This is a genomic window from Thalassobium sp. R2A62, assembly GCF_000161835.1.
Lineage (GTDB): Bacteria > Pseudomonadota > Alphaproteobacteria > Rhodobacterales > Rhodobacteraceae > Thalassobium.
Window position 1 is genome coordinate 818,058 of sequence record NZ_GG697169.2, and the last position, 15,491, is coordinate 833,548.

Here is a 15,491-nt window from a genome sequence, read left to right on the forward strand (position 1 = left end):
CCGTCCTCTTGCGAGGCACTCTAGCCGATCAGTTTGGCGAAATTAAGCCGTTTTAACCCAGCAAGGCTAGCGCAGGGAACTGTTCGAGCAACCACCAGCTAAAGGTGGCGAATTGCCCAGTCAGCATCATCACCCCAACAAAGATCAGTAATGCGCCGGACACCTTTTCGATCGCGCCCATATTGCGCTTCATCCAGCCCATCAGCCGCGTCAAACGCGGGAAGAACGCCGCCACCAGAAGGAACGGAATACCCAAGCCGATTGCATAGGCACCCAGCAGCGTCGTGCCACGGACAACATCACCCTCGGACGCCGCCATCCCGAGAATCGCGCCAAGGATCGGCCCCAGACACGGGGTCCACCCAAAAGCAAAAGCCAGACCAAGGACATAGGCGCCAAAGGCCGAACCGCCCTTGTCCCCGGCATCAACACGCGCCTCGCGTAGCAGAAACGGGATACGGATCAGGCCGATAAAATGCAGACCGAAAATCACGATGATCCCGCCCGCGATCATGATGAACCAATCTTGGTATTGCAGAAACGCGCGGCCAGCCGCCGAGAATGCGAGCCCTAGAAACAGAAACACCGTTGAGAGGCCCAGCACAAAGAAACATGCAGACACCAATGCCTTGCGCCGTGCCCCGCGCGCTTCGGACATGTCCGACACGCTGACCCCGCCCATATAGGCAAGGTAGGGCGGCACAATTGGCAAAACACAGGGGCTAAGAAATGACAAAAGCCCCGCAACCATTGCGATGAGCAAGGCAGGGATCAATGTGGCGTCTAGGATTAATGATGCTTCCATGCGTTGATATCTAGCGACGATCGGGCCCGGCGTCACCTGACCAATAGTCACAACTTAGTGGACTTAGTGTAACATCACGCCTAGATGGCCAGCTATGACACATGATCACGATCTCGATGCGGTGGGCCTGTTGTGCCCCCTACCCGTGCTAAAGGCGCGCAAACGTCTCATGGCGCTTGAGGTGGGACAGGTGTTGCGAATGACCGCCGATGATCCCGCAGCGATTGTCGACGTCCCACATTTTTGCGCCGAAGCAGGTCACACATTGCTCGAGACAATCGACGAGGGTTCGACCCAAGTCTACTTGATCCGCAAAGCCTAAACAAAAACGCCGCACTCTGAACCCAGAGCGCGGCGTCTTCACGATTTTATCTCAAAGACTTAGCGACCTAGCGACCACCAGCCCTTTTTCTTGGGCTTGCCGTCATCCGACGCCGGCTCTTCTGCGGCCGGTGCTTCAACCACGGGCTCGGCCGGCTTGGCCTTGGACACGCGTGTGCGCGTTTTCTTTGGCTTCGGCTCTGGCGCAGCTTCTGGCTCTGGCGCAGCTTCTGGTTCCGGAGCAGCCTTTGGTTCCGGAGCGGCTTCTGGCGCGGCTTCTGCGACGACAGCGTCTGCTAGGGCCGCAGCCTCGGCTTTCGGCTCTGCCTTTTTGCGGCGTGTGCGCTTGGGCTTTGGCTTTTCTTCAGCTTTTGGTGCGTCCTCAGCCGCAGGCTTTGCCTCCTGCGCGGGCTCTTCTGTCGGCGTATCAGCGGTAGATGCCTCGACTGCAGCCTCTGGCTCAGCCTTTTTGCGGCTGCGGGTGCGCTTGCGCTTAGGCTTGTCCTCTTTGACAGCCTCTTCTGACGGCGCCTCGGTGGGCGCTGCCTCTACTAAAGCATCATCTGATGCGGTCTCGGCTGCACCGTCATGAGCGGCCTCTTCAGAACCAGCGTCTTGACCTTCGGACTGGTTTTCACCCTGCCCTTCGGCATTTTCGCCATTTCCACCACCACGACGACGACGACGGCGACGACGACGACGCTTGGGCTTGTCCTCACCTTCAGCATTCTGTTGGGCTTCTGCCGCTTCTGCCTCGGTCTCTTCAGACGCTTGATCTTCGTCGACATCATCCATGATGATCGCGCTGCCAGAAATCACAGCGTGATCAACCGGTGCCACCACACGGGTCGCAGTCTTGAATTTCTCAATCGCAAAGTCAGGCGAGATCATGAAGGGGTCGCCTTCGATCCGCACAGACAAACCATAGCGACCCTCAATCTGGCCGATATGCTCGCGCTTGTTGTTCATCAAGAAGTTGGCGATCGGCACGGGTGCCTTGACCAAGACCTCTTTGGATTTACCGCGCACGCCCTCTTCTTCGAGCTGGCGCAGAATACCCAATGCCATGTTGTCGTCAGACCGCAGCAGTCCTGTACCGTGGCAATGAACACACGGCTGTGTCGTCGCCTCGATCATACCAGGGCGCAAACGCTGACGCGACATCTCGAGCAGGCCAAAGCCGGAAATGCGGCCCACTTGGATGCGCGCACGGTCGGTCTTGAGCTTGTCTTTGAGACGTTTCTCAACGGCGGTGTTGTTGCGACGCTCATCCATGTCAATGTAGTCGATGACTATCAAACCAGCGAGGTCACGCAGACGCAATTGGCGCGCCACTTCGTCCGACGCCTCAAGGTTGGTCTTAAGCGCAGTTTGCTCGATCGAGCCTTCTTTGGTGGCACGACCCGAGTTCACGTCGATCGCGACAAGCGCTTCGGTCACGCCAATGACGATATAGCCACCTGACGGAAGTTGAACCGTTGGGTTAAACATACCCGCCAAATAGCTTTCGACCTGATACCGCGCAAAGAGTGGCAGCGGATCTTGGTAGTGCTTCACGTTCTTGGCGTGCGACGGCATGATCATCTTCATGAAGTCTTTGGCCACGCGGTAGCCATCAGCGCCTTCGACAAACACTTCGTCAATCTCGCGGTTATAGAGATCGCGGATCGAACGTTTGATCAGGTTACCTTCTTCGTAAATCTTGGAAGGTGCGATGGACTTGAGCGTCAGCTCGCGGATTTGTTCCCACAAACGCAACAGATATTCATAGTCGCGCTTGATTTCGGTCTTGGTCCGCTTGGCGCCCGCAGTACGAACGATCAGACCTGCACCATCGGGTACATCGATCTCGTTCGCAATTTCCTTGAGCTTTTTGCGGTCCACGGCGTTCGTGATCTTGCGGCTAATGCCGCCACCACGTGCAGTGTTTGGCATCAAGACGCAGTAACGACCGGCCAGCGACAGGTACGTTGTCAGGGCTGCACCCTTGTTGCCGCGCTCTTCTTTGACGACCTGAACCAGCAAAATCTGGCGTACTTTAACAACTTCTTGGATCTTGTAGCGCTTGGGACGCGGCTTGCGCACTGGGCGCACATCTTCGCTGTCGTCTTCGTCTGCTACAGATTCAATGCCGTCGTCTTTGGCAGTCGCATCCGACATCGTTGGTGCGTCGTCTTCGTCGTCGTCACCGTCAACAATCGGCGCGTCCGAACCGCTTTCCAGATCGATGGTTTCCATCCCCTCAGGCTCATTGCTTGTTGGGGTTTCATCGATTAGTAGCGCATCTTCGACCGCAGTCTCTGACGTTTCGCCTTCGACCTCGGCTGTGACGATCGCATCATCTGACGCAACCTCTTCAGCCTTGGGCTTGCGGCGCGAACGACGGCGCTTGGGTGCATTCGCCTTAGCCTCATCATCAGCGCGCTGCTGTTCCGCATAGGCACGCTCCTCAGCGATCAACGCCTCGCGATCGGCCACAGGGATCTGATAGTAGTCAGGGTGGATTTCCGAGAACGCAAGGAAACCATGGCGGTTACCGCCATAGTCTACAAACGCGGCCTGAAGCGACGGCTCGACCCGTGTTACTTTTGCAAGGTAGATGTTGCCAGCAAGCTGGCGCTTGGATGCAGATTCAAAGTCAAATTCCTCAACTTTGTTTCCGTCCACAACCACGACACGCGTCTCTTCCGCGTGGGTGGCATCGATAAGCATTTTCTTAGCCATAATATCCGTTCAGACAGCACCCTAGGCGGCGCACCCGAAGGTGCACAGTTAACGGGAGTGTCGTATTTAAAGGCAGATGACGCGCGGCGCAGAGGACGGCCAAAATTGGCTCCTGCTCTGTCGCTATATCTTGTCGCGCGCTTCATCGCGTTGATCTCCGACGACCCAAAAGAGCCGCCCATTCAGGACCCTAGACAACGGGAGGTGTGTCTGGGGCATAACAAAAGCCATTTCTGGCCCAATCGGTCTGAAACAAGGTTCGGGGCGCTGTGCCCTCGGATCGCCTGTCTCAGCGAAACTAACCGCGCGGTCCCGCAAACATCTGCGGCCGCCCGTACTCTCTACATAATGTGCTTCTTGTAGAATTTACAATGGCAAACTTGAGTGTGTTGCGCCCCGCAGCGCCTACCTTAGCGCGAATATCAGCTTGAAACACACCAACACGCGCGGTTCACAGGGCGTTGTCCCTCTAGCAGAGGCGCGCCCAGAGAAGCAATTACGGGGCGCTTTCAGCGATCACTCCAAGTAGTCGGAACGCTGCAAGCTGTATTTCGCCATCTTTTCGTTCAGCGTCCGCCGCGGCAGGCACAATTCATCCATGACACCGACAATACTGCCTTTGTGACGGCGCATCGTGTTGTCGATCAGCATCCGCTCAAACGCCTCAACGTACTCTTTGAGCGGTTTGCCCTCAGTCGTCATGGCAGGTTGGGTGTCTTCGTTGTCAGCCATCAACAGCGATGCAATGGTGCCTGTCCCTCGACGGTTTTGTAGCACAGCGCGCTCTGCCACATTGATCAACTGACGCACATTGCCGGGCCACGGGGCTTGCAACAACTGCGCGGCTTCTTGGGCCGAAACTTCGGGTGCATCACAACCGTATTCGTCGCTAAATTGCTCAGACAGACGCGTGAACAACGTCAAAATGTCTTCGCCCCGCTGTCGCAAAGGCGGCACTGTGATTTTCAGCGCTGCAAGCCGGTAATACAAATCGTTGCGCAGCATATCTTCGCAGGTTTTGCCTTCGTCTTGCAGGTTACAGATCGCCACGATACGCGTCTCGGCAGGTGTGCCTTGTTCATTAATTACGGTCAACAGCCGCGCCTGCATCCCAGGGCTCAGCGCCTCGACGTCTTCAAGAACCAGCGTTCCGCCACGTGCTTCTTCGATCACGGGCAGAGGCTCGTCGTCGCCAGCGGGACCAAATAGTTTGCGGCCCAATTCGTCCTCTTCGTAAGCTGTACAAGACAGCAGAACGAATTTCTTGGACGCCCGCGCGCCAACAGCATGCAGGGCATGCGCCACCAGCGTTTTACCGGTCCCAGTTTCGCCTTCGATCAAGACATGGCCGTCCGCCTGCCCCAAATCGAGAATGTCCTCTTTCAGGCGCTCCATCACGGGCGACGCCCCGATCAGCTTTTTCATAAGGGCCGAGCCGTCCGACAGTTCGCGGCGCAATGCGCGGTTGTCCAACGTCAGACGCCGCGCTTGGGTCGCCTTTTTGGCGAGCTCGGTCATTTTGTCGGGGTTGAATGGCTTTTCGAGAAAATCATAGGCGCCGATGCGCATTGCCTCGACTGCCATAGGCACGTCGCCGTGACCTGTGATCATGATAACGGGCAGCGCACTGTCGACACCCATAAGCTTTTTCAGAAACTGCATCCCGTCCATGCCCGGCATGCGGATGTCACTGACCACAACGCCAGGATAGTCATTCCCCAATCCTTTAAGCGCATCTTCAGCGCTTGGAAAGGTCTCGGTGTCAAATCCGGACAACGCCAGCCATTGGCTGATCGATTGCCGCATGTCCTGTTCGTCATCGACGATTGCGATTTTCATTGACTGTGCCATCTGGGGCCTCATTCTGCTGCGTTACGGGCGTCGTCACTGTCTTGGTCTAGGATCGGCAACTGCACTTCAAAGACAGCGCCACCCAATTGACCATTTCGGGCTGTTAGCCGCCCATTCAAGTCGTTGACGATGCCTGATGAGATCGCAAGCCCCAAACCAACCCCGTCTCCAGGCTGTTTTGTGGTGTAGAAAGGCTCGAACAGGTTATCGAGATCGTCGATACCTTGTCCGTTGTCGCGCACCGTTAGGGTCGCGGTTTCCCCCGCTGCGAGAATGATGTCGATCTTGGGGTCTTCCAATCCCTTGGTCGCGTCTAGCGCGTTCCGCAGCAGGTTAATAATCACCTGCTCTAGACGGAGACGGTCCCCCATAATCATCACCGGTCGGAATGGTAGAACCTTGGTGATGGCCAACCGACGCTGCTTGAGCTGGGGCTCCATCATCGACAAGGCAGACGACACTGCGACCCTTGTATCTAAGGGTTCAAACGCGTCACCGCCCTTGCGTGCATAGGACTTTAACTGGCGCGTAATCGCCCCCATCCGCTCGATCAAATCATCAATCCGTTGGAACGATGAGAGTGCCTCTTCTGGACGCTTGCGTTGCAATAACAGCTTGGCCCCAGCGAGGTATGTTTTCATCGCAGCCAGCGGTTGGTTCAGCTCGTGACTAACAGCAGCAGACATTTCACCCAAGGCCGCCAGTTTCGAGGTTTGCGCCACCGTCTGTTCGGCAACTTCTAGGTTCTTTTCCGCCTTTTCACGCTCGGCAATTTCCTGCTGCAGCCTTTCGTTCAATGCGCGAAGATCAGCCGACTCGCGTTGAAAGAACAAAAGCCGCGACGCGGTTTTACGTGACGACAGCCAGAAAATGCCCGCCAACAGAATGGCGAATCCCATAATTTCGAGAGCCAAGACACCGTTCACCCGTTCGCGAACCGACGCATAGGTCGTAAATGATGTGATCTTCCATCCACGAAACTCGACACGGCGTTCCATGCGCATCACGGCATCACCGCCGATGTATGCCTCTGGTGGCAAAGCAGTCCAATCTTGCGTCGCTCGGATCGCGCGCTCGATTGCGTTGGGCGGGCTTTCGCGGCGCAAGGCCTCGGCCTCTTCCAGTCCGCGCCATCTGTTTTCAGACGATAGAATGATGGTCCCTGCCCCGTCGGTCACAAAAACAGCGTCAGACACTCCGGCCCAAGTTCTCTCTAACTCGGCGAGATCAACCTCAACGACGATGACACCAACCGGCTCGCCAGCGAACTCGACACGACGAGTATACGTAAACTCAAACCCGTTGGTTTCTCGTGGTTCTAGCGTAAAAACCGTGCCTGAGGCACGCAAAGCATCAACAAAATAGGCGTTACTGCGGTGGGTTTCGCCCAAACGCGCCCGATCGGTCGCCGCAACAGCACGACCGTCCAGATCCAAGAGCATCAAAGACGCCGCACCAATTTCATCAACAAACGACAACAACCGCTGTGACGATTGGCTGAAGTCACCTGAATTCAACGCACCAATCAATGCGGGGTCTCTGGCCAGCAACTGCGGCACAATTGCGCTTTGCTGCAGTTCTGACAAAAGGTTGCTGGAATATAGCGTTAGACGAACTTCGGCCCGCTGACGCGTGGTTTCGGTAAACCGTTCGGTCAGAAAAACGTTCGTGAACCACACAACGGCTGCCACCAACACAAACAACAGCAACGCGAGACCGCGTAGCACCCAAGTGTTGGGATCAGAAGACGTAGTAGAAGGTGACGTGCGCGGGCTCATTGAGCCAATCTATGCCGCATGTGTGCGACGCTCAAGTCACGCAGGTATTAGAACACCTGACAAAGCACGGAACATCGCCTGACCGTCAGTACCACCGTGACCTTCGTCAACGGCACGTTCGGGGTGTGGCATCATGCCTAGAACACGGCGGTTTTCCGACAGAACACCGGCAATATCGCCGACCGAACCGTTTGGATTTTCCGTATAGCTGAACGCCACGCGATCCTCGCCACGCAAGCGTGCCAGCAGATCATCGTCTGCCAGATAATTGCCATCGTGGTGCGCGATCGGAACATTCACCACATCGCCCGTATTGTACCCTTCGGTAAAGGCGCTGTTCGATGTCTCAACCTTAAGCCCAACTGTTTTACAGACGAACTTTAGCTGCGCATTGCGCATCAAAGCGCCGGGCAACAGACCCGTCTCTGTCAGCACCTGAAAACCGTTGCAAATGCCCACGGCATAGCCGCCGCGATTTGCATGCTCGACAACCGCTTTGCAAATCGGGCTCTGAGCCGCAATCGCTCCACAGCGCAGATAGTCCCCAAACGAAAACCCACCCGGAATGCCGACAATGTCGACATCTGACGGCAGGCTTGCGTCCTTGTGCCAAACCATGGTGACATCCGCACCAACCGCCTCAAAAGCGACAGCGAGATCCCGATCACAGTTCGATCCAGGAAAGACAATGACAGCAGCTTTCATCGCAAGAACCCCTTAGACCAGTTCGACCGAGTAGCTCTCGATCACAGTGTTCGCGAGAAGCTTTTCACACATTTCGTTTACGGTGGCTTCGGATGTGCCATCAGCAAGGTCTAATTCGATAACCTTGCCCTGACGAACACCTTCAACACCATCGAACCCAAGGGTCCCCAACGCATGGCGCACGGCCTCGCCCTGTGGGTCCAAAACTCCGTTTTTCAGCATGACGTGAACGCGGGCTTTCATATGGATCGTCCTTAGTTAATCAGAGTTGGTTTCGGCATTTGCGCCGTATTGGTGGGCAAAACACCCAGACGTTTCGCAACTTCGGTATAGGCGTCAGCCAAATCACCCAAATCGCGACGGAATACATCTTTGTCGAGCTTGCGACCCGTCTCGATGTCCCACAAACGACAGCTGTCAGGGCTGATCTCGTCCGCAACGACAAGGCGTTGGAAATCGTTGTCCCAAACGCGGCCAATCTCGATTTTGAAATCAACCAGCTTGATCCCGACGCCGTACATAACGCCAGAGATAAAGTCATTTACCTTGAGCGCGATCGACACGATGTCGTCGAGATCCTGCTGCGAGGCCCAACCAAAGGCCGCGATGTATTCCTCTGGAACCAAAGGATCACCAAGGCTGTCGTCTTTGTAAGAAAACTCAACGATCGGTCGTGGCAACTGCGTGCCCTCTTCCATGCCCAAACGTTTGGCCATCGTGCCCGCCGCATAGTTGCGCACGATCACTTCGAGCGGGATAATCTCGCACTGGCGGATCAACTGTTCGCGCATGTTCAAACGCTTGATAAAGTGTGTCGGTACACCGATCTGCTGCAAGCCGTTCATAAAGAACTCGGACAAGCGGTTGTTCAACACGCCTTTGCCTTCGATCACGTCCTTTTTTCCGGCATTGAACGCGGTGGCATCGTCTTTGAAATACTGCACATACGTGCCAGGCTCTGGGCCATCATATAGAATTTTGGCTTTGCCTTCGTAGATCAGTTTGCGTCTGGCCATTGCGTCACCCCGTGCAATCAGGGGTCATCTTCGGCATTGGCGCCACAGACCCCTCATGCTGAGGTGCCATAAGCCAAACTGAGCATGCGAGCAAGCGCAGCAATTTGATTAGTGCGGCTCGAATGGCGACCAACGTCAAAAAACGCGCTCGAACAAGTCGAAGTCATAATAATCATGCGCATTATGAATTTGTATCATCTCAGCAAAGCTGAGATGAGGACGCCAACCGATGAATAGGATACTCCGATGACAAACCCACTCGCCCAGCTGTTGGAAACCCGTGATTGGCTCTTGGCCGATGGCGCGACAGGCACAAACTTGTTCAACATGGGCCTCGAATCTGGCGATGCGCCCGAGTTGTGGAACGTGGATCATGCGAACCGTATCAAAACGCTCTATTCCGGTGCGGTGGATGCAGGCAGTGATGTTTTCCTGACCAACACGTTCGGCGGCAATGCCTCGCGTCTTAAATTGCACAACGCACAATCGCGGGTTCACGAGCTGAACCGCGTCGGCGCCGAGATCGCCCGCGAGGTTGCTGATGCAAGTGGGCGTACAGTGATTGTCGCGGGTTCCGTGGGCCCAACAGGCGACATCATGGCACCACTCGGCACACTCACCCATAAAAGCGCCGTCGAAATGTTCCACGAGCAGGCCGAAGGTCTAAAGGCTGGCGGCGCGGACGTCGCATGGGTCGAAACGATCAGCGCACCGGAAGAATTCGAAGCCGCAGCCAAGGCGTTTGCACTGGCCGATATGCCATGGTGCGGCACCATGAGCTTTGACACCGCGGGTCGCACAATGATGGGCCTCACTTCGGCTGACATGGTGAAAGCTGTGGCCAAGCTAGACCATCAACCGATTGCATTTGGGGCGAACTGCGGTGTTGGCGCGTCAGACTTGCTTCGCACGATCCAAGGGTTTGCCAAAGCCGACGCACCGCTGCCACTGATTTCCAAAGGAAACGCAGGCATTCCGAAATATCATGACGGACACATTCACTATGATGGCACCCCTGACCTGATGGCTGACTATGCCTGTCTGGCACGCGACAGTGGCGCGACGATCATTGGCGGCTGTTGCGGCACCACGCCGGAACATTTAGTCGCGATGCGCGCCGCACTGGAAACGCGCGCCACAACCGCACGTCCATCGTTGGACGAGATTGCGCAAAAGCTGGGCGCGTTTTCATCTGCCTCGGACGGAACAGACGGTGCGGCCCCTGCGCCGCGCCGCACACGTCGCCGCGCAAAAAGTGCATAAGCACACATCACAAACTCGGGCTTTCAACTTAGGTTGGTCACATGGCATTGGTTTCAGACATCTGGCGATCTCTTGGTGCGCTCCCGCTGCCTGTTCAGGCATGGGTGTTTGTGATCCTTGTGCCTGTCAATCTTGTAACATTGGCGTTTCTATCCGAACCGCACGGGACATTGGTCGCAACACTGGCTGTCGGCGGGCTCGTATTGGGGTCCGCGATCATGTTCTGGTGTCGCGGGTTTTCACGGCTGATTTCACTGGGCCATCTCGTCACTTGGATCCCACTTGTTGTGTTCCTCGCATTGCGCACCCCCGCGGGCGGTGACGGCTACAGCGTTTTTCTCTTTCTGCTACTGGTGGTTAACGTGATTTCTCTGTTTTTTGACGTCAGTGACATGTGGCGCTGGTGGCGCGGCGATCGCGACGTCCCAGGCCACGCCGAAACGCATCCAAAAATCGTACCATAGCCTGTCAATGTACCCAAACGCGCCAATAGCCTCATCCAATCCGGCAAATTTGGTCGGTACCGCTCTCGTCCATGTCGCAAATCGTCATGTGGCTCGGCAGCTTTGGGCACATTAATATATCTAATTTCACACCACGAACGAGGAGAACCGTTCAATGTCAGACGAAGACGATATCATCCTGAGCGAACTGAACGACGAAGATCTTGTCGCGCAGATGTTTGACGACCTCTACGACGGTCTCAAAGAAGAAATCGAAGAAGGTGTGAACATCCTGCTGGAACGCAAGTGGGAACCGTACCGCGTCCTGACCGAAGCATTGGTCGGTGGCATGACGATTGTTGGCAACGACTTCCGTGATGGTATCTTGTTCGTACCAGAGGTTCTGCTCGCTGCGAACGCGATGAAGGGTGGCATGGCTATTCTCAAGCCGCTCCTTGCTGAAACTGGCGCACCTCGCGTTGGTAAAATGGTCATCGGCACCGTCAAAGGTGACATCCATGACATCGGCAAGAACCTCGTTGGCATGATGATGGAAGGCGCTGGTTTCGAAGTTGTTGATCTCGGCATCAACAACGCGGTCGAGGCCTACCTTGAGGCGCTCGAGACTGAAGAGCCCGATATCCTCGGTATGTCCGCCCTGCTGACAACAACCATGCCGTATATGAAGGTTGTTATCGACACGATGGTCGAGCAAGGCATTCGCGACAACTATACCGTATTGGTTGGTGGTGCTCCGTTGAACGAAGAGTTCGGCAAAGCCATTGGCGCAGACGGGTACTGCCGTGACGCGGCTGTCGCCGTTGAAACCGCTAAAGAATTCATGGCGCGCAAACACAACCAGATGGCCGCTGGCTAAACTCTAGCCTGTCCGTTTAGAATTGGGGCCTTGCGGATAAACTGCGGGGCCCTTTTTAGTTGGGGAATACCAATGATCGATGATGCAACGCTGACAACCGACGGACTGGACGCAACCGGTACGGGGCGCGTGTTGCTTTTGGCGTGCGGCGCGCTTGCACGTGAAATCATTGCACTCAAGCAGACAAACGGGTGGGACCATATGGACCTGAAATGCCTGCCCGCAATCTTTCATCTCTTTCCAGATAAAATCGTCCCCGGCATCCGTGAAGCCGTTGAAAAATACCGCGCAGACTATGAAACGATTTTTGTTGTTTATGCGGACTGTGGCACCGGTGGCTTGCTCGAAGCCGCCTGTGACGATCTGGGTGTCGAGATGATCGCCGGCCCTCATTGTTATTCCTTCTTTGAAGGAAACGACGCATTTGCAGAGCGCGACGAATTCACAGCCTTTTTCCTGACCGACTTTCTGGTGCGGCAATTCGATGCCTTTGTGTGGAAGCCTATGGGGCTCGATCGTCATCCTGAATTGCGCGACATGTATTTTGGGAACTACACCAAACTCGTCTACCAAGCTCAGACTGATGACCCAGATTTAACAGCCAAAGCAATGGCTTGCGCAGAAAAGCTGCAATTGCCGTTCGAGCGGCGCTATACTGGATATGGCGATCTAGAAACCCCACTGGCGAACATGGCCACGTCATGATCTCGTATGTCACAGTAGGATCAGACGACATCCAAGCCGCCCGCCGGTTCTACGACGCGTTCCTGCCATCCCTTGGATATACGGTCAGCGAAGGTGCCGAAGGCATAAGGTATGCCTTGCCCGTCGCCGAAGGCACACGCCCCGTTTTTCCCGATTTCTATGTCAAACCGACCTTTGATGGCGCTCCTGCTATGGCGGGCAACGGCACAATGGTCGCATTCGAAACAACCACGCAGGCACAGGTCCAAGCCCTTCATGCCGCAGCATTGACCGCTGGTGGCAGTGACGAAGGGCGGCCAGGGTTCCGCGCGGGCTACGGCGCAGATTTCTATGTCTGCTATTTGCGTGATCCACAGGGCAACAAAATCGCGGTGTTTTCGTGCAATCCTGACGAGCCAACCCGCCACGACTAGGCCACCGGCTGGTCGGCCAACTATACACCGTCTTACTAGGTCAGTTTCAAAACGACGCTGGATAGCTCATTCTCGCGCCAAGACAGGCCAGACCTTGGACGACGACATAGTTTTCATTGGCAAAGACGATCCGCGCTTCGATGCCGTCTAAATCCGTCTGTGGACAGGTTATGGTCACCGCCGCGCGCAACAATTCCAACCGCTTGTCGCTGTCCAACACGGGGCGGGCGAAAAACACTTCGATGTCATAGCGAAAGACATCCGCGTGCCCTGTCACGCCATTCTCGAATGTCACAGGTATGCCCACCAGCACTTAACCGCATCGATCAGCCATCTGCTGTCTTGCGGCTGATTTGACCAATCCGCTCAATCATCGCGGTCAACCCGTTCGAGCGTTGCGCTGATAGGTGATCGTTCAATCCCAAACGCCCCAATTCGGCCTTGGCATCAATCGCCACAGCTTCGGACGCAGGAATACCGTTATAAAGCGTCAACAACACAGCGATCAGACCACGCACGATCATCGCATCACTTTCACCGCGAAACTGCATGACGGCGTCTGGCCCCTGCCCCTGCACTTCGGGCAAAATCCAAACTTGACTGGCGCAGCCGTCCACTTTGGTTGCGGGTACGCGGAACGCATCCTCCAGCTCTGGCATCGCCTTCCCCAATTCAATCACGTGACGATATCGGTCTTCCCAATCGTCCAGAAATTCGAAATCTGCAGCAATGTCTTCAAAGGCATCGGTGGCCATGTCGTACTCCGTCCATGTGTTGCCCATCATCTAGGCTGCAACACGGCTCGCGTCCAGACACCAGCATGGGTTTTCAAGGTGCGACAGATCGGCTAGCACTAACACACCACCAATTTGAAAGGCGCGACCTATGCTGCGGACCCTCTCTTTGACTTTGTGCCTTGGGCTTACTGTTGCCGGATGTGCCCGTGTTGCTGACTCGCGGTTCAACCCGCTGAACTGGTTCGGCCAAAGCAGCGAAGAACAGACGGTCGCACCCCAAGACCTCCGCCCTCTGGTCCCTACAAACCGTGTTGAAAGAGTTGGTGACGCCCGCGCCTTGGTCGCTCAGATCACCGCGCTCTCGGTTGAACGTACACCATCCGGCGCATTGATCCGCGCCACAGGGATTGCCGCGACCCAAGGCGGGTTTAACGCACAACTGGTTCCAACGGGGATCGAAAATGGTACCGCGACCTTCGCATTCCGCGTCGAAGTGCCAGCAGGATTTCAGGCATTGGGCAGCACATCATCGCGCGAAATCACTGTCGCGCGGGCAATCAGCACTCAGGAATTGGCAGGTATCCGTCAGATCCGTGTGCAAGCCGCGCAAAACAGCCGTGTCACACGCCGCTAAACCCGAACGGGTCTAAATCTCGACGACTTTGACAACGGACCCTTTTGCGGCCAGTGCGATTTCACCATCGCACAACCGCAATGCGTCATTGCCGAACACTTCGCGGCGCCAACCGCGCAGCGCATCACCATCCCGCAACCCCGCGGCGATCGCGTCCAGTTCGGACGACGTCGCAATCAGCTTTTGTGCGACACCCTCGCCCTCAGCTTTGGCCTTTAGCAGCACACGCAAAAGATCAGCCAAGGCCGGATTCACTTGCAGTTTATCGCGGCTGCGATCCGACTTTGGCAGGTCAGCGGGATCGGCTTTCATGCCCTTTTGCACAGCCGCAAGAATACCGGCCGCGATATCCCCACGCCGTGCTTCACGCAGCAGCAGGCGGGACCGGCTCAGGTCTTTTTCGTTTTGCGGTTTTGTCGATGCCAGCTCGACCAGCGCATCATCCTTGAACACCCGGTTGCGCGGAATGTTACGCGTTTGGGCGTGATGCTCGCGAAACTCGGCCAATGCCTGCACAACGGTCAAGAACTTGCCCGAGTTGGTCCGCGTCTTGATCCGCATCCACGCCTCAGACGGCTCAACGCGGTAAGTTTTCGGAGCATTCAGAACAGCCATCTCTTCGGCCACCCATTTCGCGCGATTGTTCTTGGCCAGCTTGTCGGCCAGAAATTCGTAAATTTCGCGCAGATAGGTCACATCACCCAACGCGTATTTCTTTTGGGCATCCGACAACGGACGGCGCGACCAATCGGTAAAGCGCGACGACTTATCAAGCGGCGCCTTTGCAATCTTGCGCACCAGCGTCTCGTATCCGACCTGTTCGCCAAAACCACAAACCATCGCAGCCACTTGGGTGTCGAACAACGGCGCGGGAATGATCCCCTCGTCTACAAAAAAGATCTCGAGATCTTGGCGCGCGGCGTGGAAAACTTTGACCACGTTCGGATCACGGAACAAATCATAAAGTGAGGCGAGGCTCAGGCCATCCTCGAGAGGATCAACCAGAACGGCGTTCTCATCCCCCTCACCTGGATAGGCCAGTTGGATCAGACAGAGCTTGGAATAGTAGGTCCGTTCTCGCAGGAATTCAGTATCGACAGTGACATAAGGATGGGCCGCGGCCTCTTGGCAAAACGCGGCGAGCTCTTGTGTCGTAGTGATGGTGATCATTCTGTGCGGCTTCTTTTTCTGTTCGGGCCTTGGGGTTGTTTAGACGCTA

Annotated in this window: 17 protein-coding genes; 7 read left to right on the forward strand and 10 right to left on the reverse strand. The window is 55.9% G+C overall.

Going from position 1 to position 15,491, the window contains the following annotated elements; genetic code table 11:
* Positions 1–52 precede the first annotated feature (52 nt).
* Positions 53–805, reverse strand: a complete 753-nt coding sequence (locus TR2A62_RS03955) for a cytochrome c biogenesis CcdA family protein (protein WP_009158191.1) — start codon at positions 803–805, stop codon at positions 53–55.
* Positions 806–899: 94 nt separating this feature from the next.
* Here TR2A62_RS03955 and TR2A62_RS03960 point away from each other — a divergent pair, with 94 nt between their 5' ends.
* On the forward strand, positions 900–1,127 hold the full coding sequence (locus TR2A62_RS03960) for a sulfurtransferase TusA family protein (protein ID WP_009158553.1): 228 nt from the start codon (positions 900–902) through the stop codon (positions 1,125–1,127).
* Positions 1,128–1,186: 59 nt separating this feature from the next.
* Here the strand turns inward: TR2A62_RS03960 and TR2A62_RS03965 are convergent, their stop codons facing one another.
* From TR2A62_RS03965 to purC, 6 genes are all read right to left on the reverse strand, one after another.
* On the reverse strand, positions 1,187–3,850 hold the full coding sequence (locus TR2A62_RS03965) for a ribonuclease E/G (RefSeq protein ID WP_009159120.1): 2,664 nt from the start codon (positions 3,848–3,850) through the stop codon (positions 1,187–1,189).
* A gap of 516 nt (positions 3,851–4,366) precedes the next feature.
* The gene (locus tag TR2A62_RS03970; protein ID WP_009158746.1) at positions 4,367–5,701 is read right to left on the reverse strand and encodes a sigma-54 dependent transcriptional regulator; all 1,335 of its coding nucleotides are present in this window, start codon (positions 5,699–5,701) and stop codon (positions 4,367–4,369) included.
* 8 nt (positions 5,702–5,709) lie between these two features.
* A complete protein-coding gene (locus TR2A62_RS03975) occupies positions 5,710–7,479 on the reverse strand; it encodes an ATP-binding protein (protein ID WP_009159393.1) in 1,770 nt (589 codons plus the stop codon).
* A 36-nt stretch (positions 7,480–7,515) separates the two neighbouring features.
* Positions 7,516–8,184: a phosphoribosylformylglycinamidine synthase subunit PurQ gene (gene purQ / locus TR2A62_RS03980; RefSeq protein WP_009160809.1), complete on the reverse strand. Its 669-nt coding sequence runs from the start codon at positions 8,182–8,184 to the stop codon at positions 7,516–7,518.
* A 12-nt stretch (positions 8,185–8,196) separates the two neighbouring features.
* Positions 8,197–8,427, reverse strand: a complete 231-nt coding sequence (gene purS, locus TR2A62_RS03985; RefSeq protein WP_009157942.1) for a phosphoribosylformylglycinamidine synthase subunit PurS — start codon at positions 8,425–8,427, stop codon at positions 8,197–8,199.
* Positions 8,428–8,438: 11 nt separating this feature from the next.
* The gene (purC, locus tag TR2A62_RS03990) at positions 8,439–9,200 is read right to left on the reverse strand and encodes a phosphoribosylaminoimidazolesuccinocarboxamide synthase (protein ID WP_009158161.1); all 762 of its coding nucleotides are present in this window, start codon (positions 9,198–9,200) and stop codon (positions 8,439–8,441) included.
* Positions 9,201–9,446: 246 nt separating this feature from the next.
* Between purC and bmt the strand changes: the two genes are divergently transcribed.
* The 5 genes from bmt (at position 9,447) to TR2A62_RS04015 (ending at position 12,901) form a co-directional block, all read left to right on the forward strand.
* A complete protein-coding gene (gene bmt / locus TR2A62_RS03995; protein ID WP_009160380.1) occupies positions 9,447–10,463 on the forward strand; it encodes a betaine--homocysteine S-methyltransferase in 1,017 nt (338 codons plus the stop codon).
* Between the two features lie 41 nt (positions 10,464–10,504).
* Positions 10,505–10,927 (forward strand): hypothetical protein, encoded by a 423-nt coding sequence (locus TR2A62_RS04000; protein ID WP_009159564.1) that lies wholly within the window; start codon positions 10,505–10,507, stop codon positions 10,925–10,927.
* Positions 10,928–11,081: 154 nt separating this feature from the next.
* A complete protein-coding gene (locus TR2A62_RS04005; protein ID WP_009158733.1) occupies positions 11,082–11,783 on the forward strand; it encodes a cobalamin-binding protein in 702 nt (233 codons plus the stop codon).
* A 72-nt stretch (positions 11,784–11,855) separates the two neighbouring features.
* The gene (locus TR2A62_RS04010; protein ID WP_009157913.1) at positions 11,856–12,488 is read left to right on the forward strand and encodes a DUF1638 domain-containing protein; all 633 of its coding nucleotides are present in this window, start codon (positions 11,856–11,858) and stop codon (positions 12,486–12,488) included.
* A complete protein-coding gene (locus TR2A62_RS04015; protein ID WP_009158233.1) occupies positions 12,485–12,901 on the forward strand; it encodes a VOC family protein in 417 nt (138 codons plus the stop codon). Before TR2A62_RS04010 ends, TR2A62_RS04015 begins: the two co-directional genes overlap by 4 nt.
* A 46-nt stretch (positions 12,902–12,947) precedes the next feature.
* On the opposite strand, the gene TR2A62_RS04020 is transcribed toward TR2A62_RS04015, so the two are convergent.
* Entirely contained in the window at positions 12,948–13,196 is a 249-nt protein-coding gene (locus TR2A62_RS04020; protein ID WP_009159310.1) for a hypothetical protein, read from the reverse strand.
* 31 nt (positions 13,197–13,227) lie between these two features.
* Positions 13,228–13,656 carry a SufE family protein gene (locus tag TR2A62_RS04025; protein WP_009157991.1) on the reverse strand — a complete coding sequence of 143 codons (429 nt, stop codon included), beginning with the start codon at positions 13,654–13,656 and terminating at the stop codon, positions 13,228–13,230.
* 130 nt (positions 13,657–13,786) lie between these two features.
* Here TR2A62_RS04025 and TR2A62_RS04030 point away from each other — a divergent pair, with 130 nt between their 5' ends.
* The gene (locus TR2A62_RS04030; RefSeq protein ID WP_009159055.1) at positions 13,787–14,272 is read left to right on the forward strand and encodes a hypothetical protein; all 486 of its coding nucleotides are present in this window, start codon (positions 13,787–13,789) and stop codon (positions 14,270–14,272) included.
* 12 nt (positions 14,273–14,284) lie between these two features.
* Here the strand turns inward: TR2A62_RS04030 and rnd are convergent, their stop codons facing one another.
* On the reverse strand, positions 14,285–15,442 hold the full coding sequence (gene rnd / locus TR2A62_RS04035; RefSeq protein ID WP_009157596.1) for a ribonuclease D: 1,158 nt from the start codon (positions 15,440–15,442) through the stop codon (positions 14,285–14,287).
* Positions 15,443–15,491 lie beyond the last annotated feature (49 nt).